The organism is Ureibacillus sp. FSL K6-2830, from assembly GCF_038004145.1.
In the GTDB taxonomy this organism is placed as follows: domain Bacteria; phylum Bacillota; class Bacilli; order Bacillales_A; family Planococcaceae; genus Ureibacillus; species Ureibacillus thermosphaericus.
The window spans coordinates 2,346,998-2,370,499 of record NZ_JBBOQR010000001.1; the positions used below are offsets into that span (position 1 = coordinate 2,346,998).

26 protein-coding genes are annotated in these 23,502 nt (G+C 42.2%); 15 read left to right on the forward strand and 11 right to left on the reverse strand.

Annotation, left to right across the window (positions count from 1 at the left end; all coding sequences use genetic code 11):
* Positions 1 to 317: 317 nt before the first annotated feature.
* The 3 genes from NSU17_RS11570 to fdhF all read right to left on the reverse strand — a co-directional run bounded on the left by NSU17_RS11570 (position 318) and on the right by fdhF (position 4,049).
* Complete coding sequence (locus NSU17_RS11570) at positions 318 to 488, reverse strand: hypothetical protein (RefSeq protein WP_340705069.1); 171 nt, start codon at positions 486 to 488, stop codon at positions 318 to 320.
* A 59-nt stretch (positions 489 to 547) separates the two neighbouring features.
* Positions 548 to 1,027, reverse strand: coding sequence for a DUF1641 domain-containing protein (locus tag NSU17_RS11575; RefSeq protein WP_096552063.1), 480 nt, complete (start codon positions 1,025 to 1,027; stop codon positions 548 to 550).
* 97 nt (positions 1,028 to 1,124) lie between these two features.
* Positions 1,125 to 4,049, reverse strand: a complete 2,925-nt coding sequence (gene fdhF / locus NSU17_RS11580; protein ID WP_340705070.1) for a formate dehydrogenase subunit alpha — start codon at positions 4,047 to 4,049, stop codon at positions 1,125 to 1,127.
* Positions 4,050 to 4,437: 388 nt separating this feature from the next.
* Here fdhF and NSU17_RS11585 point away from each other — a divergent pair, with 388 nt between their 5' ends.
* The 3 genes from NSU17_RS11585 to moaA are packed head-to-tail and all read left to right on the forward strand — an operon-like array spanning position 4,438 to position 6,608.
* Entirely contained in the window at positions 4,438 to 4,785 is a 348-nt protein-coding gene (locus NSU17_RS11585; RefSeq protein WP_096552060.1) for a DUF2294 domain-containing protein, read from the forward strand.
* Positions 4,786 to 4,797: 12 nt separating this feature from the next.
* On the forward strand, positions 4,798 to 5,598 hold the full coding sequence (gene fdhD, locus NSU17_RS11590; protein ID WP_340705071.1) for a formate dehydrogenase accessory sulfurtransferase FdhD: 801 nt from the start codon (positions 4,798 to 4,800) through the stop codon (positions 5,596 to 5,598).
* Between the two features lie 8 nt (positions 5,599 to 5,606).
* Entirely contained in the window at positions 5,607 to 6,608 is a 1,002-nt protein-coding gene (gene moaA, locus NSU17_RS11595) for a GTP 3',8-cyclase MoaA (RefSeq protein WP_096552580.1), read from the forward strand.
* Positions 6,609 to 6,631: 23 nt separating this feature from the next.
* On the opposite strand, the gene moaC is transcribed toward moaA, so the two are convergent.
* The 3 genes from moaC to NSU17_RS11610 are packed head-to-tail and all read right to left on the reverse strand — an operon-like array spanning position 6,632 to position 8,189.
* Positions 6,632 to 7,117: a cyclic pyranopterin monophosphate synthase MoaC gene (moaC, locus tag NSU17_RS11600; protein WP_096552056.1), complete on the reverse strand. Its 486-nt coding sequence runs from the start codon at positions 7,115 to 7,117 to the stop codon at positions 6,632 to 6,634.
* Positions 7,117 to 7,701, reverse strand: a complete 585-nt coding sequence (gene mobA / locus NSU17_RS11605; protein ID WP_208650551.1) for a molybdenum cofactor guanylyltransferase — start codon at positions 7,699 to 7,701, stop codon at positions 7,117 to 7,119. Before mobA ends, moaC begins: the two co-directional genes overlap by 1 nt.
* Positions 7,698 to 8,189, reverse strand: coding sequence for a MogA/MoaB family molybdenum cofactor biosynthesis protein (locus NSU17_RS11610; protein WP_096552052.1), 492 nt, complete (start codon positions 8,187 to 8,189; stop codon positions 7,698 to 7,700). The genes mobA and NSU17_RS11610 overlap by 4 nt, the downstream gene beginning before the upstream one ends.
* A gap of 93 nt (positions 8,190 to 8,282) precedes the next feature.
* On the opposite strand from NSU17_RS11610, the gene NSU17_RS11615 reads away from it, so the two are divergent.
* The 5 genes from NSU17_RS11615 to moaD are packed head-to-tail and all read left to right on the forward strand — an operon-like array spanning position 8,283 to position 11,790.
* A complete protein-coding gene (locus tag NSU17_RS11615) occupies positions 8,283 to 9,299 on the forward strand; it encodes a MoeB/ThiF family adenylyltransferase (RefSeq protein ID WP_096552578.1) in 1,017 nt (338 codons plus the stop codon).
* A 15-nt stretch (positions 9,300 to 9,314) separates the two neighbouring features.
* Positions 9,315 to 10,607, forward strand: a complete 1,293-nt coding sequence (locus tag NSU17_RS11620; protein ID WP_096552050.1) for a molybdopterin molybdotransferase MoeA — start codon at positions 9,315 to 9,317, stop codon at positions 10,605 to 10,607.
* Entirely contained in the window at positions 10,568 to 11,104 is a 537-nt protein-coding gene (gene mobB, locus NSU17_RS11625; protein ID WP_096552048.1) for a molybdopterin-guanine dinucleotide biosynthesis protein B, read from the forward strand. The genes NSU17_RS11620 and mobB overlap by 40 nt, the downstream gene beginning before the upstream one ends.
* Positions 11,085 to 11,543, forward strand: coding sequence for a molybdenum cofactor biosynthesis protein MoaE (locus NSU17_RS11630; protein ID WP_340435280.1), 459 nt, complete (start codon positions 11,085 to 11,087; stop codon positions 11,541 to 11,543). The genes mobB and NSU17_RS11630 overlap by 20 nt, the downstream gene beginning before the upstream one ends.
* 13 nt (positions 11,544 to 11,556) lie before the next feature.
* Complete coding sequence (gene moaD, locus NSU17_RS11635; RefSeq protein WP_096552044.1) at positions 11,557 to 11,790, forward strand: molybdopterin converting factor subunit 1; 234 nt, start codon at positions 11,557 to 11,559, stop codon at positions 11,788 to 11,790.
* A 34-nt stretch (positions 11,791 to 11,824) separates the two neighbouring features.
* On the opposite strand, the gene modB is transcribed toward moaD, so the two are convergent.
* The 3 genes from modB to NSU17_RS11650 are packed head-to-tail and all read right to left on the reverse strand — an operon-like array spanning position 11,825 to position 14,342.
* Complete coding sequence (gene modB / locus NSU17_RS11640; RefSeq protein ID WP_340435277.1) at positions 11,825 to 12,502, reverse strand: molybdate ABC transporter permease subunit; 678 nt, start codon at positions 12,500 to 12,502, stop codon at positions 11,825 to 11,827.
* On the reverse strand, positions 12,483 to 13,250 hold the full coding sequence (gene modA, locus NSU17_RS11645) for a molybdate ABC transporter substrate-binding protein (protein WP_340435275.1): 768 nt from the start codon (positions 13,248 to 13,250) through the stop codon (positions 12,483 to 12,485). The genes modB and modA overlap by 20 nt, the downstream gene beginning before the upstream one ends.
* A gap of 18 nt (positions 13,251 to 13,268) precedes the next feature.
* On the reverse strand, positions 13,269 to 14,342 hold the full coding sequence (locus tag NSU17_RS11650; protein WP_208650548.1) for an ABC transporter ATP-binding protein: 1,074 nt from the start codon (positions 14,340 to 14,342) through the stop codon (positions 13,269 to 13,271).
* A 183-nt stretch (positions 14,343 to 14,525) separates the two neighbouring features.
* Between NSU17_RS11650 and NSU17_RS11655 the strand changes: the two genes are divergently transcribed.
* On the forward strand, positions 14,526 to 15,407 hold the full coding sequence (locus NSU17_RS11655; RefSeq protein WP_096552036.1) for a S66 peptidase family protein: 882 nt from the start codon (positions 14,526 to 14,528) through the stop codon (positions 15,405 to 15,407).
* Positions 15,408 to 15,989: 582 nt separating this feature from the next.
* Here NSU17_RS11655 and NSU17_RS11660 read toward each other — a convergent pair.
* The gene (locus NSU17_RS11660; protein WP_445684077.1) at positions 15,990 to 16,496 is read right to left on the reverse strand and encodes a DIP1984 family protein; all 507 of its coding nucleotides are present in this window, start codon (positions 16,494 to 16,496) and stop codon (positions 15,990 to 15,992) included.
* 48 nt (positions 16,497 to 16,544) lie between these two features.
* Complete coding sequence (locus tag NSU17_RS11665) at positions 16,545 to 17,819, reverse strand: ISL3 family transposase (protein WP_340705073.1); 1,275 nt, start codon at positions 17,817 to 17,819, stop codon at positions 16,545 to 16,547.
* Positions 17,820 to 18,077: 258 nt separating this feature from the next.
* Here NSU17_RS11665 and NSU17_RS11670 point away from each other — a divergent pair, with 258 nt between their 5' ends.
* The 6 genes from NSU17_RS11670 (at position 18,078) to NSU17_RS11695 (ending at position 22,665) form a co-directional block, all read left to right on the forward strand.
* Positions 18,078 to 18,713, forward strand: coding sequence for a hypothetical protein (locus tag NSU17_RS11670; RefSeq protein WP_096552028.1), 636 nt, complete (start codon positions 18,078 to 18,080; stop codon positions 18,711 to 18,713).
* 4 nt (positions 18,714 to 18,717) lie between these two features.
* The gene (locus NSU17_RS11675; RefSeq protein ID WP_096552576.1) at positions 18,718 to 19,014 is read left to right on the forward strand and encodes an RNA polymerase alpha subunit C-terminal domain-containing protein; all 297 of its coding nucleotides are present in this window, start codon (positions 18,718 to 18,720) and stop codon (positions 19,012 to 19,014) included.
* 314 nt (positions 19,015 to 19,328) lie between these two features.
* Positions 19,329 to 20,333, forward strand: a complete 1,005-nt coding sequence (locus tag NSU17_RS11680; protein ID WP_340705074.1) for a DUF1835 domain-containing protein — start codon at positions 19,329 to 19,331, stop codon at positions 20,331 to 20,333.
* 64 nt (positions 20,334 to 20,397) lie between these two features.
* Complete coding sequence (locus NSU17_RS11685) at positions 20,398 to 20,943, forward strand: RNA polymerase sigma factor (protein WP_145986161.1); 546 nt, start codon at positions 20,398 to 20,400, stop codon at positions 20,941 to 20,943.
* On the forward strand, positions 20,912 to 22,066 hold the full coding sequence (locus NSU17_RS11690) for an anti-sigma factor (RefSeq protein ID WP_096552020.1): 1,155 nt from the start codon (positions 20,912 to 20,914) through the stop codon (positions 22,064 to 22,066). Before NSU17_RS11685 ends, NSU17_RS11690 begins: the two co-directional genes overlap by 32 nt.
* 62 nt (positions 22,067 to 22,128) lie before the next feature.
* Positions 22,129 to 22,665, forward strand: coding sequence for a D-glycero-alpha-D-manno-heptose-1,7-bisphosphate 7-phosphatase (locus tag NSU17_RS11695; RefSeq protein WP_096552018.1), 537 nt, complete (start codon positions 22,129 to 22,131; stop codon positions 22,663 to 22,665).
* Positions 22,666 to 23,502: the final 837 nt, after the last annotated feature.

The following is a 23,502-nucleotide window of genomic DNA, read 5'->3' on the forward strand; positions in this document are numbered from 1 at the left end:
CAATCATCTTAATTGAACCGCCGTATACGGAACCGTACGTACGGTGGTGTGAGAGGACGGGAGTTAATCGCTCCCTCCTACTCGATTGCCAAGTTTCACCCCAACGAGAGCTTATTCCAATCTTTGATCACTAAATCCTCTTTTGTATATTGCACCATGTTGCCGACAATCGGCATATGGATCCAGCCTTCCAGCACCGGTTTGCCGGAAGCTTCGGTCAAAGCGTGGGCATAGATCTTAGGTACGCGCTGCCAAAAGTTCTTCGCGGTCCGGGAATGTTTTATGGTAGATGATGACCCATCCGTCCGGCAGTTCAATTAAACAATCGATGACTCCTGAATCCTTTTGATTAAGGACTGTCCGTTGACAATGATTTCTCCATCCTCTTCGCCAACCCGGATTGCCGAAAGGATCGGACGGCCATCTGTTGCCATTTGTTCATTGAGCCAAGTTGCTTTTGAAAAATCGCGGGTTATAGTCCCGGGCACGGGTCATTCCCACATAGAGCAATCGCCCCGACTTTCCAAAACGAAAGCGGGGGATTCATTTATTCCTTCAAACTTTTCCCAAAGCCTTTCAAAAAGTGAAGGGCGAAGTGGAGGCCGCGGTTGACGTCCGGGTCGTTGAGCATTTTTAATACATCGAATACGCCGAGTTTTTCATCATTGTTCAATGCATTTTTCGCTTCATCTAAGCCATTGGTGAAACTATTCGCTAATGTTTTCGTTGCTTCCGGGTCGATGGTAGATAATGCACCAGCTGCATTCATCAAATGATTCATGAGATTTGTCGCTGGTTTTCTAGTCAGTTGGCCAAGGGCGATTTCCGCCACATCTTCCCGAGCTTCAAGGAGTTTTTCCGCTGCTTCTAGTGCACCCATTTCCTGAAGTTCATTTAAAATCGAAAAGAGTTGATGAATAGTTTCCTTATTTTCCGAAACAAGCTCTTTCAAGTTCTCCAAATTTTGTTCTACGATTTCTTCTTTTGTTACTGGCTGCTTTCGAATTGTCCGAATTGGTGAGGCCATGTTTTCCCTCCTTTTGCATTGCTTGTTTGTGATTGGACAGAACTGCTCTGCCCAATGCAATTTCCGATTGTGCAGAGCTGCTCTATTACTGCTTCTCCTAATTAGTCGTGATCGGCACGTAATCAGGGCGCTTCCATTTTCGTTCCACTTCGACACCATTTTGCGGATTTCGTTTTTTCGTTCTTGGATTTGTTTTTGGAAGCGGGCGTTTTCCTTTATCTTTCAATACCTCTAGCCGCACTTTTGTTTGTTTGTAGGCAGGGGTTTTTGTGTTCACATCCGCTGCCGGACCCGTTAAGAAGTTGATGGCCGAATCTTTGCTTACAGAGTTCATTGGCAGGAAGAGTTCGTTTCCTTTCACCCGGTCTGTCACAAGGGCTTTGACTTTACATGCCCCATATGGAGATACAAGGCGCACGAACATGCCATCTTCAATGCCTCGCTCTTTTGCCAGCTCTGGCGATACTTCCACGAAGATTTCCGGCACTTTCGATTGAATGCCTGTGGATTTGTTCGTCAAATTGCCTTCGTGGAAATGTTCGAGCATCCGTCCATTATTGATGATGCAATCGAATTGTCCTTCATATTCCACTGGTTCTACCCAGTCGTCTAAAGCAAAACGGGCTTTTTTGTCCGGGAAGTTAAAGCCGTCCAAATAGAGTAAAGGCGTATCTTTACCATCGAGGCTGCCCCAGCAGAAGCTTCCCCAGCCTGCCAACACATCATAGTTGGCTTGGGAGAAGATGGGGGTGAGGCTTGCCATTTCATCAAAGATTTCACTAGGATGGCTGTAGTTCCAATCATAGCCTAAACGCTGCGCCACTAATTGAAGAATTTGCCAATCTGGTTTTGATTCCCCAAGAGGCGGCAATACTTGATACAACCGCTGCACGCGGCGTTCTGTATTCGTAAAAGTTCCTTCTTTTTCTAACGAAGGAGAAGCCGGCAAAATGACATCCGCATATTGGGCAGTACGAGAGAAGAACACATCTTGTACGACAAAGAACTCCAATTTAGAAAGGACTTCATCTACATGATTGGCATTGCAGTCCACTAAAGTCATTTCTTCCCCGACTAAATACATTGCTTTCATTTTGCCTTCCATAATGGCATCAAGCATTTCCGGATTTGTGCGACCAGGTGTAGAAGGAATTTTGGTACCATAAGCTTTTTCAAATTTTTCCCGGGCTTTTTCATCCGTTACCCTTTGATAGCCTGGCAGCATATTTGGCAATGAGCCCATATCGCAAGCCCCTTGCACATTATTGTGGCCGCGGAGAGGGAAAGCACCTGCCCCAGGACGTCGATAGTTTCCTGTTGCTAATAGAAGATTGGAAATAGCCGCAGAAGTATGGGAACCGCCTGTATTTTGGGTAACCCCCATTCCCCAAAGTACGCATGTGCCGTCTACATTGCGAATCATTTCCGCCACTTGCATCAACGTTTCTTTCGGAATGCCTGTCACTTCTTCCGCATAGTCAAGGGTATATTTTTCAAGGAGTTGTTTATATTCCTCAAAGTTTAGGACATTTTCTTGGATAAAGGCTTCATCATGCCAACCTTGGTCAATAATGTATTTTGTGACGGCCATAATCCAAACTTGGTCTGTTCCTTGTTTCGGGCGGAGGAAAATATCTGCTCGTTCTGCCATTTCATTTTTGCGAAGATCAGCCACAATCAATTTTTGACCGTGCAATTTATGGGCGCGTTTAACTCGCGTTGCTAAAACCGGATGGCATTCTGCAGGATTAGCGCCAACGATGATGACAAGCCCTGCTTTTTCGATGTCTTTGATGGTTCCAGAGTCACCGCCGAAACCTACCGTGCGGATCAGTCCGTCAGTTGCCGGCGATTGGCAATAGCGGGAGCAGTTATCCACATCGTTTGTTTGGAAAATTTGCCGAGCCATTTTTTGCACTAAGTAATTTTCTTCGTTTGTCGTTTTGGAAGAAGAGATAAAGCCGATTGAACCCGGACCATAAGTTTTGTGAATGCGGAGAAGGTTTTCTGCCACAAAGTCTAATGCTTCATCCCATGACACTTCCACAAATTCACCATTTTTCCGGACTAAAGGTTTTGTAAGCCGTTCTTTAGAGTTGACGAAATCCCAGCCGAATTTTCCTTTGATGCAAGTGGAAATGCCGTTGACTGGACCTTCAGAAGGCTGCACTTTCAAAATTTTTCGCCCTTTTGTCCATACTTCAAAGGAACAGCCGACGCCGCAGAAAGTGCAAACCGTTTTCGTTTTCTTGATGCGTTTTTTGCGCAAGGACGCTTCCATCTCGGAAATGGCGAAAATCGTGCTGTAATCCGGTTCCACTTCTTTCACTAAATCAATCATTGGATTTAAAATTTCTTTATTCAGCCCTGTTAGAAATCCAGCTTCCCCAAGCATGGATTTTTCCATCAACGCATTGGTTGGGCAAACAGTCACACATTGTCCGCAGCTGACGCAGGAAGATTCATTGATTTTTACGCCATCATCCCAAATTACTAAAGGTCTTTCTGCTTCCCAGTTGATGGAGATTGTTTCATTTACCTGTAGGTTTTGGCAAACCTCCACACAGCGGCCACAGGCAATGCATTGGTTTGGGTCATAACGGTAGAAAGGATGGGACATATCGACTTCATCAGGATCCACTTTTGGACGATATGGATATTTTTGCGATTTGATGCCCATCATCATCGCTGTGTTGTGGAGAATACAGTCGCCATTGTTATTGTCGCAAACGGTGCAGTACAATAAGTGATTTTCAAGAATGCGGTCCATCGCTTCTTTTCGAGCAGCTCTCGCCCTATCTGAATCCAGCTTCACATTCATGCCATCTAAGGCTTTGGTGGAACAGGATCTAACAAGCTCTCCATCCACCTCCACAATGCATGTATCGCAAGTTTGAATTGGATCAACAATCGGCGCACGGCAAATTTGCGGGTGAGGGATGCTGTTTTGATTCAAAATATCCAAAATCGTTGCCCCTTCAGGAATATCATAAAGAGTGCCATTAATATTGATTTTCTCCAAATTGAGAACCCCCTTATCGTGAGCGAAAGATTTCTAGTTTTGACACCTGAAAAAATAAAAAATCCACCATGAAACGGCATGAATGTTCATGCTGCTTAGTCATGGTGGATTAAATTTTTAGCAAACTCTTACTAAAAACCCAATCTCAAACATTATCATTTGGAAAATATATTATGATTTTCATGCATAGGTTTTGACATATACATAAAAATCAAAATATATCCAATTCATCCACAATATCCTTTTTTATATCATAACGCGGAACGTTCAATTCAACAATAGAAAAGTAATTTCTTAATTTTCGAAAATATTTTCTCTTTTATTTTTCAGAATTTGTTATTATTATAATCAAATTATAAACGAGTTTCTAGATGTTGGAGGGTTCAACTTGTCTAAAAAGATACATGAATTTAATAATCTCATCAGAAAACTGCGCAAAAATTTATTTGGAAAAGGGCCGGACCGCATTCATACGGTGTTTATTGATAATATCGTTGTATCGCTTTTATACGGCAATCTAACCCCAACAGAACGATTTATTGCCACAACGCCAGAAGGAGCCAAAATGGTGCATACCGCCCGCACAACGATGATTAAAGATTTATATGCCAAATCAACGCCGAAAGAAATGGAAGAATTGATGGGCTCTAAACTGCTCCATTTGTTTACCGACATCAAAATCGAGGAAGACTGTGCTGTTTCGGTCTTTATTTTTGAAGATCCAATTTCGGAATAAAGGAGAAAATCGATGAAAACTACGGTTACTCGGGAAATTATCCGAATTGAAAACGGCGAAAAACAGCAAGTCACGGATTTAATTGTTTCGGAATATGCACTCACTGTAAAGGTCAACCAACAGGAAATCGTGACAATGGTTTGCACGCCGGAATATGTGGAAGATATGGTCATTGGCTATCTCGTTTCAGAGCGCATTCTTCATTACAAAGATATTGAGGATATTTGGCATCAGGAAGAAGAGGGCTTTGTGCATATTAAAGCAAGGAAAGTGAACCCTTTTGTCCAACGACTGCAAAATAAACGGTATTTGACTTCTTGCTGCGGGATGAGCCGGCAAGGATTTGTCTTTGCAAGCGATGCATTGGCTTCTAAAAATTTGGAAGATGTGAAACTTAGCATCGCTCCGGAAGATTGTTTTCGATTGATGAAGGAAATGCAAGATTCTGCGCAAGTTTTTAAACAGACGGGCGGCGTCCACAATGCCGCACTTTGCGATGTAAAAGGCATTGTCATCAGCCGCATGGATATTGGGAGACACAATGCCCTTGATAAAATATATGGCTATTGTTTGCGAAATAACATCCCGGTAAAAGATAAAATCATTGTTTTCAGCGGGCGCATTTCCTCGGAGATTTTAATGAAAGTGTCTAAAATCGGCTGTGCAATGGTTTTATCGAAATCTGCTCCTACAGAATTGGCCCTTAATTTAGCAGAACAGCTGGGCATCACAACGGTCGGATTCATCCGCAATAAGTCGATGAATATTTACACCCATCCAGAAAGAATCCGGCTAACGAAAGAAGGCGATTGACTATTACAATGCTACAAGACCAATTGAAAAGACCTTTGCGGGATTTGCGAATATCGGTGACAGACCGATGCAATTTCCGCTGCCAATATTGCATGCCTGCCGAAATTTTCGGCCCGGATTATCCTTTTTTGAAATCGGAGCAGCTGCTTACTTTTGATGAAATCGAACGGCTCGTCAAGATTTTTGTGTCGCTGGGTGTGAAAAAAATTCGGTTTACAGGGGGAGAGCCTTTGTTGCGCCCCCGTTTATCGGAATTGATAGAACGTATTGCCGCTATTAGTGGAGTGGAGGATTTGGCCCTTACAACGAACGGCAGCTTGTTGAAAAAGCATGCGGAGGATTTGGCAAAGGCGGGGCTGAAAAGAGTTTCAGTCAGCCTAGATTCGCTGGATGAAGGCCGTTTTTCGGAAATAAACGGCCATCGGGGCAGTGTGAAGGCTGTTTTAGAAGGCATTGAAAAAGCCCATGAAGCAGGCTTAAAAGTGAAAGTCAATATGGTGGTAAAAAGGGGAGCCAATGAGGAAGATATTGTCGCCATGGCAAAATTTTTCAAAGAGAGAAAGCAAATTCTCCGTTTTATTGAATATATGGATGTGGGCAACACCAATGGATGGAAATTGGATGAAGTTGTCACAAAACAAGAGATTCTTGAACAATTGAACGATGTGTTTCCTTTAAAACCCATTAAGCCCAATTACCGAGGGGAAGTGGCAAAACGTTATCAGTATCTAGATGGAGATGGGGAAATCGGGGTTATTTCATCGGTTACAGAGCCTTTTTGCGCAACTTGTACCCGGGCTAGGCTGTCGGCTGAAGGAAAAATGTATACTTGTTTATTTGCTTCAAGCGGCACGGATTTGCGGAGTTTGTTAAGGAATGGCGCGGATGATGAAACCATCCAGCATTGTGTAATTAACGTGTGGGAAAACCGGAAAGACCGCTATTCCGAAGAACGCAATCAATATACAAAGAACAAGCCGAAAGTGGAAATGTCCCATATCGGAGGATAAAAGAAAAAGCGGCATTCGCCGATCTATACATGATGCACGAACGTTCCGCTTTTTCCTCCTGTTTTTTGGACAAGATAAATATCTTTAATGACCATCCTTTTATCAACAGCTTTGCACATATCATAAAAAGTGAGGGCCGCCACACTTACAGCCGTTAATGCCTCCATTTCAACGCCGGTTTTTCCGGTGCATTTTACCGTTGCTTGGATATGCAATTCGTAGCCGCTTTTCGATTTCGTATATTCAAATTCAAAATCAATGCCTTGCAACATGATTGGGTGGCACATTGGAATAAGGTCCGGCGTTTTTTTCGCCCCCATAATTCCGGCAATTTGCGCCACTTGCAATGGGTCGCCTTTTTTGATTCCTCCCTTTTGTATGGCTTCGTACAATTCATCGGATAAGGTAATTATGCCGCGTGCGATGGCTGTACGCTTTGTTGTATCTTTTTCGGAAATATCGACCATTTTCGGACGACCTTCTTCATTCCAATGGGAAAAATTACGCATCATTTTTTCTCCTTTTTTAGAATTTCCAGCAAATCTTGTTGGGTATTAATATTGGCAAAGGTTTGGCATTCCTCATCAAATTTAACATAGCAAACCTTCAGCTCCTTTAAAAAGTCTTTCATGCTTCTTTTATGTTGTTGAATGACAGAATCAAGTATCGGCAAAGTTCTACGCCGATAAATGGCAGCAAGGGGCTGGATTTTTGAATTTTGCTTTGGGACGATGGCTTCATACCGGTCATCGATTTGGTTTAGCATTTTGCGGATAAAATCTGCGTCTATAAAAGGCATATCGCTTGCCAGCACAACAAACCAATCAACATCAGGAAAATGTTGCATGACGTTTTGGAGTGCAACTAAAGGCCCTTGATGCAGTGTTGTTTCAATATGGAACACCACATTTTCTTCCGCAAAATTTGGCTGTAGTTCGGCATTGGTTGCGATGATGATAGGATGCAAAGAATTTCCTTGCAAAGCTTTTAAACTTTTTTTATACAAAGGTTCTTCTTCAAAGATTTCAAACATTTTGGGGCGGCCGAATCTCGATGATTGACCTCCTGCTAAGACAACCCCTGCCATGTTCATTGGCGGTTCAGCTCGCTCACAAAATGTTGCACCGTTGGGAGAATAAGTTTGGTCATGGCAAGCGTTACGGCATTTTGGGAGCCTGGCAATAAATAGATGGCTGTTTGATTTCTGCATCCCGCTGTGGCACGGCTAAACATCGCTTTTGCTCCGATTTCTTCATAGCTTAAGTAGCGGAACAATTCCCCGAAGCCAGTCATTTCTTTCTCCAAAAGTGGAACAATCGTTTCGTAAGTTTGGTCCCTTGGTGTAAAGCCGGTGCCCCCTGTCACGATAATGGCATTGATGCTTTCATGTTCGCACCAGTTTTGAATGTGGCTTGCGATTTCTGAAGGCTCATCTTTGACGATTTGGTAATCTGCAACGTGAAAAGAAGCCCCTTCAAGCAATGATTTGATTTTTTGTCCGCTGAGGTCATCGTCTTTTGTACGTGTGTCGCTTACCGTTAAGATAGCGGCATGGATAGGAATTTGTTTTGTAAGGTGCAATAGTAGCCCTCCTTTGGTACATTTCTATTTTTAGGAAATTATAGTTTATCATAATAGTTGAAGCAAATTTTTGTAAAGGAAAGATGGGTCATGATGAGTGATCGATATTCAAGACAACAATTATTTCGCCCCATTGGAGAAAAAGGACAGGAGATGCTGAAGCAAAAACACGTCCTGATTGTAGGCATTGGTGCATTGGGCAGCGCATCGGCAGAAGCCTTAGCAAGAGCCGGCGTCGGGAAACTTACCTTGGTGGACCGGGATTATGTGGAGTGGAGCAATTTGCAAAGGCAGCAATTGTACACGGAGCAGGATGCAGAGGAGAAACTGCCTAAAGCGATTGCAGCAAAAAACCGGCTTCAAGCAATCAACTCAAGCATTGAAGTAAAAGGGTATGTACTTGACGCTTTCTCCGAACCATTTGCGGAACTCTTAAAAGATGTGGATGTAATTTTGGATGCAACGGATAATTTTGATGTCCGCTATTTAATCAATGACCTTTCCCAAAAATATTACATTCCTTGGATTTATGGTTCCTGTGTGGGAAGCTACGGTGCCACTTACACCATCTTTCCCGGAAAAACCCCTTGCCTTCGCTGTTTGCAAAAGGTCATTACGAATACAGGGCTCACTTGCGACACGATTGGCATCATTAGCCCAGCGGTTCAAATTACCGCAGCCTATCAAGTGGCAGAGGTGTTGAAAATTTTAGTGGGTGATGAAGAGGCGCTGAGAAAGACGTATTTACTCTTTGATGTATGGAAAAATCAGCATTATGAAATCAATGTGGAAAAAATGCAGAATGAGGATTGTCCTTCATGCGGGATGCATCCGACGTTTCCGTTTTTATCTTATGAATCTCAAACGAAATTGGAAGTATTGTGCGGTCGGGATGCGGTGCAAATTCGTCCGGCAAAACCCCTTTCTTATTCTTTGGACGAACTTGCCCATCGCCTGCAAAATTACGGGAGAATCCAAAGAAATCCATTTTTAATTTCATGTCTAATGGAAAATGTTCGAGTGGTGATTTTCAAAGATGGACGCGTCATGATTCATGGCATTCAAGAAATTGAAAAAGCGAAAAGCATTTATTATCGATTATTAGGATAAAGAAGGTGTGTTAAGTTGTTGGAAAAAAGAAATCCCATACCAGTAGGGGAAGCGGTTCGTAGGGTAATGGAATTTGCCTTTGAAGCGAAGAAAGAAGTTGTGCCTTTAACGAAAGCGCATGGCCGTTTTTTAGCGGAAGATATTGCGGCAGATATAGATGTTCCAGCCTTTGACCGCTCTCCTTATGACGGTTTTGCAATCCGTTCTATCGATAGTAAGGGTGCAAGCAGGGACAATCCCGTAATTTTTAAAGTCGTGGGGGAAATTGGTGCAGGATATGTCTTTGAGGGAACGGTGGGCAAGCAAGAAGCGGTAAGAATTATGACGGGCGCTCCGATTCCTAAAGGATGCGATGCTGTGGTGATGCTAGAGTTGACCCAGGAATTTGAAGAAAATGGCCAAAGTTTTATGTCCATTAAACGTCCTTTTGAAGCAGGAACGAATATTTCTTATCGCGGCGAGGAAGTTCGAAAGGGAGAGGCACTCATCGAAAAAGGAGAGTTCATTAACCCTGGAGTGATTGCGTTGCTTGCAACCTTTGGGGTGTCGGATGTGCCTGTTTTCCGAAAACCGGTTGTTGGCGTGATTGCAACAGGCAGCGAACTGGTGGAGCCGGGGGAAGCTTTGCAGCCGGGAAAAATCCGCAACAGCAATGCTTATATGATGATGGCTCAAGTGGAGCGGGCAGGGGGTACGGCAATGTATTTAGGCAAGTTGAAAGATGACCTTGAAGAATGCATTGATGCTGTTTTGAAAGCAATGCAAGAAGTGGATTTATTAATCACTACTGGCGGCGTATCTGTCGGCGATTTTGACAATGTGCCTGCGATTTATGAAGCAATCGGCGCAAAAGTATTGTTTAATAAAGTGGCGATGCGGCCGGGAAGCGTGACAACGGTGGCTGTGAAGGATGAGAAGCTATTGTTTGGGCTTTCCGGAAATCCATCCGCCTGCTACGTTGGATTTGAACTGTTCGTTCGTCCAATTCTTCGGAAAGCATTTGGCTCTAAACGCCCGCACCTAAAAAGAGCCCAGGCCATCTTAGGGGCGGACTTTCCAAAACCAAATCCTTTTACCCGTTTTGTGAGAGGAACAGCTTTTCATGAAAATGGGACATTAAAAGCCATTCCTTCCGGGTTTGATAAATCAAGTGCTGTTTCTTCTTTAGCAAAAGCCAATGCTTTCATTGTACTCCCAAGGGGTTCCAGGGGATATGAAAAGGGAATGCAGGTGGATGTATTGTTGCTTGATGACCAAGAAGGAAGTGAGTGGCCTTGGGACGATATCGTAAAATCTTACAAATTGTAGGGTATTCTGGCAGCGGAAAAACTACGTTGATGGAAAATCTTATTTCCCAAGCAGCTGCTCAAGGTTTGCGCGTTGGTGCAATTAAACACCACGGGCATGGAGGCATCCCAGAGGAATTCTCTAAAGACAACGTTCGCCATGAACAAGCAGGAGCCTGTGTTGCAGCAGTGGAAGGGCACGGTACATTGCGTTTAAGCATTCATCAGGAGAGCTGGACATTGGATGAAATATTAATGATGTATGATTTGTTTAATCTCGATCTCATTTTGATAGAAGGCTATAAACAGGAACGATTCAGGAAAGTGATTCTTTTGCGAAGTCCAGAGGAGATGGAGCTGCTTGAAAAGTTGTCCAATATTTTATGCGTCATCCACTGGCCAACTTGTGTAATAGAGAAAAAGATGGATTATCCTGTTTTCTCCATTGACGAAGAGGAACGGTACATAAAATTTTTGATGGAAGAATGGAGGGGAAATCATGGAAACGTCATTGTTTGAAATTGTTGAACATCCCATTGATGTTGAAGAGGTCAGAAAGAAAGTGGTAAACCGCAATGCCGGCGCAATCACCTTATTTGTCGGAACTGTGCGTGAAATGACCAATGGGAAAAAGACGTTATTTTTGGAATATCAAGCATATCCGGAAATGGCGGTAAAAATGTTTGAACAGATTGCAAAAGAAATTAAGGAACGCTGGCCGGAAGCGAAAATCGCCATTACCCATCGAGTGGGCCGGTTGGAAATTACAGAAATTGCTGTAGTCATTGCCGTATCTTCCCCCCACAGGAAAGCAGCATATGAAGCGAATGAATATGCCATTGAGCGAATTAAACAAATTGTGCCAATCTGGAAAAAAGAGCATTGGGAAGACGGCAGCGAATGGATTGGCGATCAATTGGAAAATGTGCCATATGCGGAAGGAAAACCACGATTCTGAGAGGTGAACAAGGATGATTAAGGTATTGTTATTTGCCCACTTGCAAGAAGCCGTTGGACAATCAAAGGTCATGGTAGAGCTAGAGGGCTGCACAGTACAAGATGTGAAGAAATGGATGGAGAAGGAATATCCTCAACTTTCTTTGGAGCAAATGATGGCTGCAGTGAATGAAGAATTTGTCACAGATGATGCAGTCGTAAAAGATGGCGATACCCTTGCCTTCATTCCGCCGATTAGCGGAGGGTGAACTTGAAGCAAATAAAAAGGAGGCCTCTTAAATTTTAGAGCCTCCTTTTATTTTTCAATTGAACCACTAAAAGTAGTGCGAAGGAAAGCAGGAAGATGGATATGCACCACATCCAAGCCCAAGCCATATTGCCTGATTCGATGGCAATATAAATGGCGGTTGGGATAGTTTGCGTTTCTCCCGGAATATTTCCAGCAAACATCAACGTTGCCCCAAATTCCCCCAACGCCCGGGCAAAGCTTAATATGCTTCCGGAGATGAGCGATTTTGAAGCAAGGGGGATAGAAATATACAAGAAAATTCTCCATTCGCTTGCCCCGTCAATTCTTGCGGCATCTTCAATATCTTTGTCGATGGCTTCAAATCCTGCTTTTGCGGATTGATACATTAAAGGGAAAGCGACGACCACCGCTGCAATTACCGCTGCATACCAAGTGAAAATGACGGGCTGCTGAAATAACCACTCTAAAAATTGTCCCACTGGGCTGTTTTTCCCAAAAATCACAATAAGGAAAAAGCCGACAACGGTTGGAGGAAGCACCATCGGAAGCAGAAGAAACGTTTCTAGCAGAACTTTCCCTCTAAAATTTTTCCGCGAGAGCAACCTTCCGGCAATCGTTCCAAAGACGATTACAATCATTCCTGCAATGGCAGCCGTTTTAATCGATAGCCAAACCGGAGTCCAAAATTCTTTATTTAACACTAAATCCATAGGCTTCAAACACCTTTATTGCATTTTCGCTTTGCAAATATTGATAAAAGGATTTGGCTGCATCATAATTTTGTGATTCCTTGATGACCCCAACAGGATACATTATTGGCGCATGGATGCTTTCATCTGCTGTTGCTGCAATTTTGACTTTATCGGAAACTAATGCATCCGTTTTATAAACAATGCCTGCATCCACATTGCCCGTCTCCACATAGGACAACACTTGTCGGACATCTTTTGCATACACCAATTTGGATTCCACAGCTTCCCATAAATTCATCCGTTCAAGGGTTTCTTTTGCGTATAGGCCGGCTGGGACAGTTTCAGGCGTTCCAATGGACATTTTATGGATTTCTTCAGCTGCAAGGTCTTCAAAACGTTTAATGGAAGAATTGTTTTTGGGAACAATTAATGCAAGTTCATTTCCAAGCAGGTTGGTACCTTCTTCTATAATGCCTTTTTCAACAAGTTCGTTATAGGGCTCTATTGCCGCAGAGAAGAATAAATCGACAGGCGCCCCTTGAAGGATTTGCTGCTTAAGAGAACCAGAAGAGCCGTAATTGAAGGTTAAGGAAACATCCGGATGTTCCTTTTCGTAGTGCTGTTTTATTTCATCTAAAGCATCCTTTAAACTAGCTGCTGCGGATACCGTAAGTTTAACCTCTTTACTTTCCTGGTCGGAGTTCGAACATGCTGCAAGAATGAAAGAACATAACAAAATTGTCGTGAACATGCACAATTTTTTCATCAACAATTACCCCAGTCTTTAAAAAATCCGATTTTTTGTTTGGCTTTCAAAAAAATGTATTTTCTCTAAATCTATTGATAAGGTGTGAGGTTGTCCAGCTTGAACATTCGCTGTTGGTTTCAATCGGGCGGTGAAGGGCTGCTCTCCTAATTTGAAGTGGACAAGAACTTCAGCACCTAAAGATTCAACGATTTCTGCTTTTGCTTGGAAACTGATGCCTCTTTTTGGATTGAATGAAAAATCTTCCGGCCGAATTCCGATGATGATTTCTTGCTGATTGTAATCTTCTAAAAGAGTCAATTGACTTTCTAATAGAGGAATTGAAAGGGAGTCGATTTGAATTTTTCCGTTATTTATGATGCCGTTGAAAAAGTTCATGCTTGGTGAGCCGATGAACCCTGCCACAAATACATTTTTTGGCCGATTGTATATTTCCTGCGGTGTTCCGATTTGTTGGATAGTTCCTTGATTCATGACGACAAGGCGAGTAGCCATCGTCATAGCTTCAGCTTGGTCATGGGTTACATAAAGGGTTGTTGTTTTTAGGTGTTGATGGAGTTGAATGAGCTCTTTTCGCATTTTTATGCGTAGTTGAGCATCTAAGTTGGAAAGGGGTTCATCCATTAACAAAAGGTTGGCATCCCGGATAATGGCCCGTCCAATGGCTATGCGCTGCAGCTGCCCTCCTGAAAGTTCATTAGGCTTTCGTTTTAATAAATCTTCAATATGCAAAAGTTTAGCAATATTTTGGATGCGAGATTCAATTTCCTCTTTTGGGGTTTTCCGGCTTTTTAATCCGAAGGCCAAATTGTGGTAAACATTCATATGGGGATAAAGGGCAAAATTTTGAAAGACAAAGGAAACATTGCGTTCCTTTGGTGAAAGATGATTGATGCATTGCCCATCCATGATAATTTGTCCGTGGGAAGGCTCCTCCAACCCTGCAATAAGTCGCAATAGAGTCGATTTACCGCAGCCGGAAGGACCAACAATCACAATAAATTCCTGATCTTGAATCTCAAAATTGACATCCTTAATAGCATCGAATTGGTGATAGGCTTTGTGCAGATGCTCTAATTTTAACTTGACCATGTTACTCATCCTTTGGAGGTTGGAATGAATAGTTACAAAGATTGTATAATAATTAATGACGAATTTAAAGGAAAAAATTGTTAATTATTTGTTTTAGTCCAAAGAAATCGGATTTATGTAATGGTTTTTTCTGAGGCAATTTTGTTAATATAACTTTAGTAAAAAGAACGCAGGAGGAAATCCATGATTATACGACCGAAGCATTTAAACAAAGGAGATACAGTTGGAGTGATTGCCCTTAGCAATCCGATGGATGTAGAAAGTTTGCAAAATCCTTTATCGATCTTTAGTGAAATGGGATTACAATACAAATTAGGACAAACCATCGGACTTTCTGGAAAGTACTTGGCAGGAACAGATGAAGAGCGGGTGCAGGATTTGCATCAAATGATTATCGATCCGGAGGTAAAGGCGATTTTTTGCGTGACAGACGGATATGGTGCTGCAAGAATAGCTGATCAAATTGACTATCCATTGCTTGCTGAACATCCTAAAATTTTTTGGGGATGTTCAGATATCACGTTTTTACATATTGCCTTTCATCAGTTTTCCAATGTGGCAACCTTCCACGGACCTGCTCTTTCAAAAATTGCAGATGAACAATCGAAAAAAATGCTTTACCAATTATTTGCACCTTACGAAATTTTTTATGATGAAAGCCTTTCGCCGCTTGTGAGCATTATTCCTGGCGCGGTTCAGGGAGAAATTATCGGCGGGAACTTGCGAAGAATTGTGGATACCCTTGGCACAAAATTTGAAATTAATACGCTTGGAAAAATTTTGCTTTTGGAAGAAGCAGATTTGCAGATTGAAGAAATCGACCGTTTGCTGAATCAGTTGAGGCTTGCAGGAAAGTTAAAAGAAGCAAGCGGCTTTGCAATTGGAAGTGTTGGTAAGGAAGACATATTAGCTTTATTCAAGGAATATTTATCCCCATATAAAAAGCCAGCAGTAGCGGGATTCAACATTGGGCATTCGAAGCCAAACATCGGTATTCCACTAGGGGTTGAAGTGATTTTGGATGCGGATGAGAAATTGCTGCGGCTCTTGCCAGGAGTGGAATAAGCGTTAGAGGTGAGTTACATGGATTGGCTAAAAATACTGTCTTTGATTTGTATCGCACTCGGATTTATTATAGGTATTTACGGTTTGAAGAAAAGATCTATATGACCATTATTTCAGGGATTTCCTTTTTACTAATTCCGATTTTCTTTTCATTTGGATGGTATGGATTTATTTTATTCTTTCCTCCGTTAGTGTTTGTTTTTTCCAATAACAAATCGAAAAAGTAGAAGGCTGGATAATCGCCGGCTTTAGCAAAATAATCGCCAAAGCGTAAAAGTTAATCGCCACCTAGGATAAGATAATCGCCAAACGAAAAAAAATAGAGCTTTAGAAGAAATCGCCAATCGAAAAAGCCTTGCCCAAAGAAAAAGGCTGTTTAGAAAGAAAAATCTTCCTAAACAGCCTATTGTTATAACGGCTGCACCAAAAAAACTAGGTATCTTGTTTGACTTCCTTTGCGTTAGTTGGTCATTGGTTAAAAGTGATCAAGTGACAGGTCAACGGTAATCGGTTTACCAACTATCGATTCAAACACCATTGCAGCCGTTACACCCCGGGGAGGACTCTCACCGCCCCGAGGCATTAGAAATATTTAGAATCATCAAATTCAATATGAATTTCATAGTTTTTCGCGTTGATTAAATTTGAAAGGCGATGAGCTTCTTTTTCAAGCTGGATGGCCCGTTCCCGGTATTCTCGAGGTTCATATGTTGCAATTTGATAAAGCACCGTTCCTTCGCCAGTCGTTGTATAAATTTTTTCTTTCTCTGTATTCCCTAAATCTTTATACAAACTTGATTCTGCTCTCAGTTGTTTCGCCAATTCAATGGCCTCTACAATTGGCATTTTTTCCCCTTTGAACTCAATCGCATGGTCAATGTTTGCCCGATAGATGAGTCTATCCAATGTCCGCACATCTTTCCGTATTTCTGCGAGTTCCGCTTCAATTTCCGATAAAGCTCTGCCGGATTGTTTTGGGGTTTCTCCTTTTTCTACAATCACATGGGCGTTGTTGTGCATCTCATACACCAATTCTTGAATTTTTTGGTTCTTTGTCAAATGGTGTTGGTGAATAAATTTTAGTGACATTATTTGGTAATATGTAATCGGATGGCTTAGGGGAAATTCGAGGTTCCCCTAAGCTGTTTTTATTTTCGCTAAGTTTTGGGTAATGAATATTCGGTTTCTAAAGTGATAGAAGGATCGATAACCGAAAGAAATGCGTTTAATCACTTTGATTTTGTTATTAATCCCCTCTAAAATGCCGTTATTATAATCGTACTTTAGCGTATTCTCGACGTAATTGATGTATTTGTTGATTGTCTTGATGGCGGTTTTCATATAGCTGGAAACGATATTTTGTTTATTCTCTAATGTTTTCTTTAGGAGCTCAAAGTCTTTGGTTTTGATGCAATGGCGAACGTATTGGTATAACTCATAGGACGCTTTTAATTCAGAATCTAAATCAATGAGATAGTGGAGAATCTCCACCTCACACATATGCTTTTTAAAGCAACGATGATATGTATAGTTCTTATAATCAAGTTTTGTTTGATCTTTCAGAAGGAGCTTCCAGTATTTTTTCAATTTATTGTAATTCTTTTTATCCCGATTCATGACGTTGATGCGCGTTTTGTTTAAAGCTCTGCTAAATAGTTGGAGGATATGGAATTTGTCGAGTACGATTTCCGCTTTAGGGAAAACTTCTTGGATTAAGGAAATATAAGGGCTGTACATATCGATGACAATCGTTTTTACCGCATCTCTCGCCTTCTTGGAATACCGTAAGAAATACTCTTTGAGGACATGTAATCTCCGGTCCTCCACGATATCCACAATCTCCCCCGTTTCAGAGTCGCAGAAAATAAAGGACATCGCTCCAGCTGCGGATTTCACTGATTTAAACTCATCAAAACACAAATGCTTTGGAAGGTAGTGAACATTTGGTTGATAGTAGCTATAAAAGCTGTCAATGACACGACTGACAGTGGCATGAGAAACATTATGTTTCATCGCAATATCTTTTTCGGATATTTTATCTTTGGCGTTTAAAGCAATCGCTACTTTAGTATTGTTGGAAATACAACAGTTTTTAGCCACGACGCTCGTTTTTAAAGTAAACGTGGAATGACAATGTTTACAGAAATAACGCTGTTTACGCAATTTTAAGTAGGTATGAAAACCTGAAATGCTAGGCATTTTAATGAGAGACGTTTTAAAACCGTGTTTAATGATTTGAACATCAAAGACATGTCCACAAGCATAACAAGCTTTTGGTTGGTAAGTTAATTGGCCATAAAAGACTTTTGATTGGACCCCTTTAATGAGTTCTTCTGCACAAAAATTTTCATCAAATGTGATATTTTTGTCTTTTATATTGAGTAGGTTTCGTATAGAATGATGGTGAGACATGTGACACAACTCCTTTGGAAAATGTGTTTTGGCGATTACATTTTACCAGAGTTTTGTCACTGTCTCATTTTTTTTTGTTCAAAAAAATTGGTGCTGGTTTATACTCACCAACACCAAATATTATAGAGCCGGAAAAGGAAAAACTTTTCACCGTGGCTCTTTTTTATTACCCTTGGGCAAATAGACTATTGAAAAAATAAGGGAACAAAATCTATAATTACTAAAAGTTCACATTTCGTCTGGAAGGGATGGGGGAAAGTGAAAATCCGTGCGTTCATTTTGGCCGTTGTTGCAATGTTGCTTGTTGCTTGCAGCGATGGGGAGAAGACAACGAAAAATATGATTCAGCAAAAAGATTTTTCCGATGGGGATCACTTGTTAAAGGCGGTGGTGGGCGATAAAAGCTTTTATTATGAATACTCCGCGGAAAAAGGGAAATTTTTAAGAGTATGGGTTGAACGGTATGAATATGGGAAGTTGGCTGAGAAGGCTGGTGGCGTTGGAATTGGAATGACGGAAGATGCCAAGGGGGAAATGTTATTCTGCTTTCTGGAAGATTCCGAATGGGACAATTTTTACTTGCGCAAAGTGATCACAGATGAATCGGGCTATGCCATTTCAAACAGTCAAATTCCCAAACCGGACGAAAAGCTGGGTGCGGGAACATGGGGTCCGGTCATTAACGACAAAATGGAATTTACCGAAGACATGGTGTTGGGATATATGGCGTTTTTTGAAGCGGATGACGGAAATTCTGTGAGTTTCAGAACAAACGTGACAGACCCGAAAGAATTCATTGAAGAAAATGGGGATGTTCCTCTTCTTTACTTGATTCGGGCTTCTTTGTCGGACGAAGATGAATGGGATTGGAACAATGAAACAGGAAAGGAATGACGGAATGAAACCTTCAGAAAAGACGTTGAGAATTTGCGAAAAAGGGCACCGTTTTTATAAGAGCAGCGATTGCAACAGCTGCCCTGTTTGCGAGGCGGAACGGAAACCAAAGGAAGGCTTCCTTGCCAGTTTATCCGCCCCGGCAAGAAGAGCGTTGGAAGGGAAAGGCATCACATCGGTGGAAGAACTCTCGGACTACACGGAAAAGGAAATCATGTCCCTTCACGGCGTGGGGAAAACCGCGCTTGTGAGAATGAAAGAGGCATTGGACGAAGCGGGATTGAGGTTCAAAGAAGAATGAAACAGACTGCCTTACGGATTTTTTGAAACTTTTTGCAATGTTTGGGCGTAAATAAATGAAATAATTTCCGATTGAGGTGGATCAGAATGAAAAAATATCTTGTATTTATCATCAGTTTCATTCTTCTTTATGCCGTTTTCCAACTTTTCTCCGGTTTCATTTTGACAATCCTTAATACGCCAAACTTCTCAACCGGGGCTTCAACTCAAACGGTCACATTCGGTGAGACTTCCAAGTGGTCGTTTCTGTTAATGACGATCGCTGCATCCGTCGCCTTTTTTGTATCCACAAAATTTCAGAGAGGTTGAAGACATTTGGAACTTTTTCAATTAAAGAAATCCATTTCCACACTAAACGAACAGGAAGCAAAAAGCCTGCTGCATTTACTGTTGATACGTTCGGAATACGGAGATTTTCCGGAATTTGTGCGGTCTGTAAAAGAAGCGCTTATGAAAAGAATGGAGACACCGGCCGGGAAAAATGTGCATACCGTACATATTGTATTTGGTAGCTCCGCGGCAGGCAGCTTGAGATATGCTTTTCGGGATACACCATACGAACAAACGGAGGAAATCATCGAAGTGCCAGATAACTTGGCGGAAGGTCCAATACATCATCTTCACACTGCGGAAGGGTTTGAGCGACGGTATCAGTGGTTGAAGGAAAACTACCGGTGGGAAAAGGACCAAGCAGAGTGGTACAAAAACAACATGCAACAAGCCTTTGAAAAGATCCGTTCGATTCCTCCGGAGCAGCGGGTGGTCATTTGGACTGGTGAAAATGCCAGTGAAGGGACGGGCCTTCGATTTTCGCTCTACTTATTGAAGGAAAAAACGAATGAAATGTCTGTTTTGAATACGTATGATGCCTATCGCAAGTTTTACAATGGAATGCATGAAGATTTTCCTCGGCATACGGGAGAGTTGTCCCCTGAGCAGTTGCTCCTTTTTTATGAACTTGGGGAGCTTGAGGAATTGACGGAAGAACAGCGACAGGCTTATGCGAAAGAAGGGGAAGAATGCTTGCATTCCGATGCAGTGTTGCGGACTTACAATAAAGGCCAAATTTTCGGTGCGGAAAACCATCGGGATGATGCATTGATCATCGGAAAGATGAAGAACCTACAGGGCAATAAGAAATTCATTAAAGCAGCAAGAGTCATTGGAGAGGTGCTTGGCCACCTGGATCAATATACAAGCGATGAATGGATTGAGTATCGCTTGCGCCAGTTAATTGCACAAGGAAAAGTGGAGTATCAAGGTGAACTCCGCGCAATGAGATTTTATGAAGTGAAATTGAAGGAAGCATTCGTTCAATAGGGCATGTTAAGACATGCCTTTTTTATTTTTGATGTAACTTTTTTCTGCGTTAAACGTGGATATAGTGAAAGGAGGGCGTGAGAGTGAAGCGATGAATTTGGAGCAAATGTATGTTTTACATGTTCAAGATGTGTATCGATATATTTTTTCTCTCTGCAGAAATCAGGACTTGGCTCAAGATATCGTGCAGGAAACCTTCTATCGCGCCTTCCTGTATCTTGAAAGTTACAAAGAGGAGCAAATCCGGCCCTGGTTGTTTAAAGTGGCCTATCATACGTTTATTGATTGGATTCGGAAAGAGAAGCGGTTGACCTATGTGGGCGATATGACAACGGTTCATCCAAAAGTGACCGAAGCAACAGAGGATACGGTCATGAACCGGCAACATATCCATGAATGGCTGGCGCTTATTGATACTTTGCCGGTTCATAAGAGAAACCTCATTCTTTTAAGGGATTATTACCAATTTTCTTACCAGGAAATTGCGGAAATCCTCGGGATGCCCATTTCAAATGTAAAGGTGGCGATTTTCCGAATCAGAAAACAGCTGCGAACGAAAATGAAGGGGAGTGAGAAGGATGCGTTGCGAGGAAGTCAGAAAAAAACTTGAGGATTATCTTAACGGAACGTGCACAAATGAAGAAGAACTGGCCATAGAAGAACATTTGCAAACTTGCGAAGAATGCGAACGGGAAATGGAAGAACATATCAATCAGAAGAAGATATCGGCAAAGGATTGGAATGTTCCGGAGCTATCTTACATAGAACAGCGCAAAATTGTGCGCAAGGCGAAATGGAAAAATCGACTTTCCACTGCATTTACCGTTTTTGGCCTCTTCTTTATCATCAGCATTGGGTCGGCAATCGTTACGGGACTTTATTATAAAAATACCGGGTTGACAGCCAATCGGGTGATTCAAACGGCGATTCAAATGACGCTGCCCAATGTGTATAGTGATGGCGCAGGAACGAGTACGAATTTTTATTTTAACGCGGATATACAGGGGGATCTTCAGAAAAGTGTGGGCAGCGAAGAACGATATATCGGAAAATACCATGGAAAAATGATATTGAATTATTTGAACGGAATATCGAAGGAATGGGTGGACGGCCGATATGATTTAAGCTTAATTTTCCATTATCCACTTGGTTTCCTCAATGGCGCTTATGAAGAAAATCTTGAGGTTTATCGTCTTGGCGATGAGACTTGGGAAGCGTTGAATAAGTTGCCGGAAGGGACGGTTTCAGAGATAGCGGTCAGTTTGGATGGGGTTTATACCTTTGATGAAGTAAAAAGGCTGTTCAAGGATTATGATATCGATATTGTTTGGTATGCCATTGATACGGGTACGGCAAGGGACAATGATACGATTGATGTCAGTATAGGCGAAGATTTGTGGGGCATTCATGAATACGCTTGGTACAAACTGTTAGGTGATGATGAATCCGATAAGGCCACAAAAGAAGATGCCTTTAAAAAAGGACTGGCATTTTTGGCGGAACATGCAACTTGGGCAAAACGCGTCATTTGGGATTTTGATCAAGAATCCATTAAGGAAATGCTGGATTATGTGGACGAACATGGCGTGAAATGCTATGGGGTTGTGTTGACGGGGCCGACAAAAGAGTTGGCAAAACTCGCTGACAATGAACATATTACCTATGCCGCTTTAGGGGAAGTGGATTTTTGGAACTGGACCGGAAAACAGACCGGCGGCGCACTTTATAATTGAATGTGCCTGCCATTTCATGAATTCCGCTCCTTGCGTAAACAATAATAATGAGGGGGGAGAACATGAAAACAGCCGTTTTTTTGGATCGGGATGGCGTCATCAATGAAGTGTTAACAGAACGGGTGAAATTTGTAAACAAGCCGAAAGATCTTCATTTTTTGCCGGGTGTACCGGAAGCGATCCGCAAATTGAATGAGCATTTTGATTATATTTTTGTTGTCACGAATCAGGGGGGAGTAGGCCTTGGGTTTATGAAGGAATCCCAGCTTCAAAAGGTGCATGAGCATATGGTGAATGAATTGAAAAAACACGGAGCCATTATCCATGATATCGCTTATTGCCCCCATAAACCAAAAGCGGGATGCGCCTGCCGCAAACCGGGTTCCAAAATGATTGAAGATTTGGCTGAAAAATATCAAGTGGATGTGTCCAACTCTTACATGGTGGGCGATACGGATACGGACATTCAAGCAGGGAAAAAAGCGGGAACGAAGACGGTTTTTATCGGTGAAGAGGATCCTTTGGCCGATGCGGCATTTCCTGATTTGCAAAGTGCGGCGGATTGGATCATCAAGGATGCCCAAAAAAATGATTGTTAAGCTGCAAGGATATTGCGGAAAGCTGCAGATAATTTGCTACCCACTGCAAATACTTGGCTCAAACCGGCAAGTATTTGCAACTAGTCGTGCGCCCGGCATGTACATGAACTATAGGGTGTAAGTCCCGAACCCCGAAGACAGAAGTAGAGGTTAGCCAAGAGCAAGGGTGTCCGTGGTGACGCGGAATCTGAAGGAAGCTGGAGGCAAAACACCGGTCCGAGGAACACGAACCTCATATAAGGCTAGGTATGATTGAGTGAGTTTGCGAAACAAAACAAAGCTCTTTCTGTCGAAGGTCATATCGAGTAGATGAGGCGGATAGATGGTGTGAAAGTGCATGTACTTACCCGGGGAGGTCTGGCGGATAGGTGAAGTACGCTTCATAACCTACTTAGTGATAAGTAGCTGAACCGTCAGAAGTCAGCAGAGGTCATAGTATTAGTTGGTCTAGAACAACTAAGAAGGACCGAACAATTAAGAGAGAATAGCCCTTGGCATTCAGTGAGTCATGATGAAAACAGAAAACGTAGTACCTCACTTGAGGAAGGAAGCGGTGAATCCCGTGGGAGACCTCTTGGAGGGTGGAGTGACCACTGGCATAAAGAGAACAGCTATTCACGGAAGTTATAAAGACTTGCGTCAATGATCTTAATTGAACCGCCGTATACGGAACCGTACGTACGGTGGTGTGAGAGGACGGGAGTTAATCGCTCCCTCCTACTCGATTAATGCTTTGGCAATTATTTTGCCAAGTTTGACTATTATCCTTGGCATTTTGGCTATTATCGAATCAACTTTGACTATTATCGCCGATTTTTGAAGTTGATTTTAATTTAT

What these genes read in the sequence shown, in the direction of transcription:
- NSU17_RS11575 (WP_096552063.1), bottom strand. Translation starts at nt 1,027, where the DNA reads ATGGCCTCACCAATTCGGACAATTCGAAAGCAGCCAGTAACAAAAGAA.
- fdhD (WP_340705071.1), top strand. Translation starts at nt 4,798, where the DNA reads ATGAAAACTACGGTTACTCGGGAAATTATCCGAATTGAAAACGGCGAA.
- moaA (WP_096552580.1), top strand. Translation starts at nt 5,607, where the DNA reads ATGCTACAAGACCAATTGAAAAGACCTTTGCGGGATTTGCGAATATCG.
- moaC (WP_096552056.1), bottom strand. Translation starts at nt 7,117, where the DNA reads ATGCGTAATTTTTCCCATTGGAATGAAGAAGGTCGTCCGAAAATGGTC.
- mobA (WP_208650551.1), bottom strand. Translation starts at nt 7,701, where the DNA reads ATGAACATGGCAGGGGTTGTCTTAGCAGGAGGTCAATCATCGAGATTC.
- NSU17_RS11615 (WP_096552578.1), top strand. Translation starts at nt 8,283, where the DNA reads ATGAGTGATCGATATTCAAGACAACAATTATTTCGCCCCATTGGAGAA.
- NSU17_RS11630 (WP_340435280.1), top strand. Translation starts at nt 11,085, where the DNA reads ATGGAAACGTCATTGTTTGAAATTGTTGAACATCCCATTGATGTTGAA.
- moaD (WP_096552044.1), top strand. Translation starts at nt 11,557, where the DNA reads ATGATTAAGGTATTGTTATTTGCCCACTTGCAAGAAGCCGTTGGACAA.
- modB (WP_340435277.1), bottom strand. Translation starts at nt 12,502, where the DNA reads ATGGATTTAGTGTTAAATAAAGAATTTTGGACTCCGGTTTGGCTATCG.
- modA (WP_340435275.1), bottom strand. Translation starts at nt 13,250, where the DNA reads ATGAAAAAATTGTGCATGTTCACGACAATTTTGTTATGTTCTTTCATT.
- NSU17_RS11650 (WP_208650548.1), bottom strand. Translation starts at nt 14,342, where the DNA reads ATGGTCAAGTTAAAATTAGAGCATCTGCACAAAGCCTATCACCAATTC.
- NSU17_RS11655 (WP_096552036.1), top strand. Translation starts at nt 14,526, where the DNA reads ATGATTATACGACCGAAGCATTTAAACAAAGGAGATACAGTTGGAGTG.
- NSU17_RS11660 (WP_445684077.1), bottom strand. Translation starts at nt 16,496, where the DNA reads ATGTCACTAAAATTTATTCACCAACACCATTTGACAAAGAACCAAAAA.
- NSU17_RS11665 (WP_340705073.1), bottom strand. Translation starts at nt 17,819, where the DNA reads ATGTCTCACCATCATTCTATACGAAACCTACTCAATATAAAAGACAAA.
- NSU17_RS11675 (WP_096552576.1), top strand. Translation starts at nt 18,718, where the DNA reads ATGAAACCTTCAGAAAAGACGTTGAGAATTTGCGAAAAAGGGCACCGT.
- NSU17_RS11690 (WP_096552020.1), top strand. Translation starts at nt 20,912, where the DNA reads ATGCGTTGCGAGGAAGTCAGAAAAAAACTTGAGGATTATCTTAACGGA.
- NSU17_RS11695 (WP_096552018.1), top strand. Translation starts at nt 22,129, where the DNA reads ATGAAAACAGCCGTTTTTTTGGATCGGGATGGCGTCATCAATGAAGTG.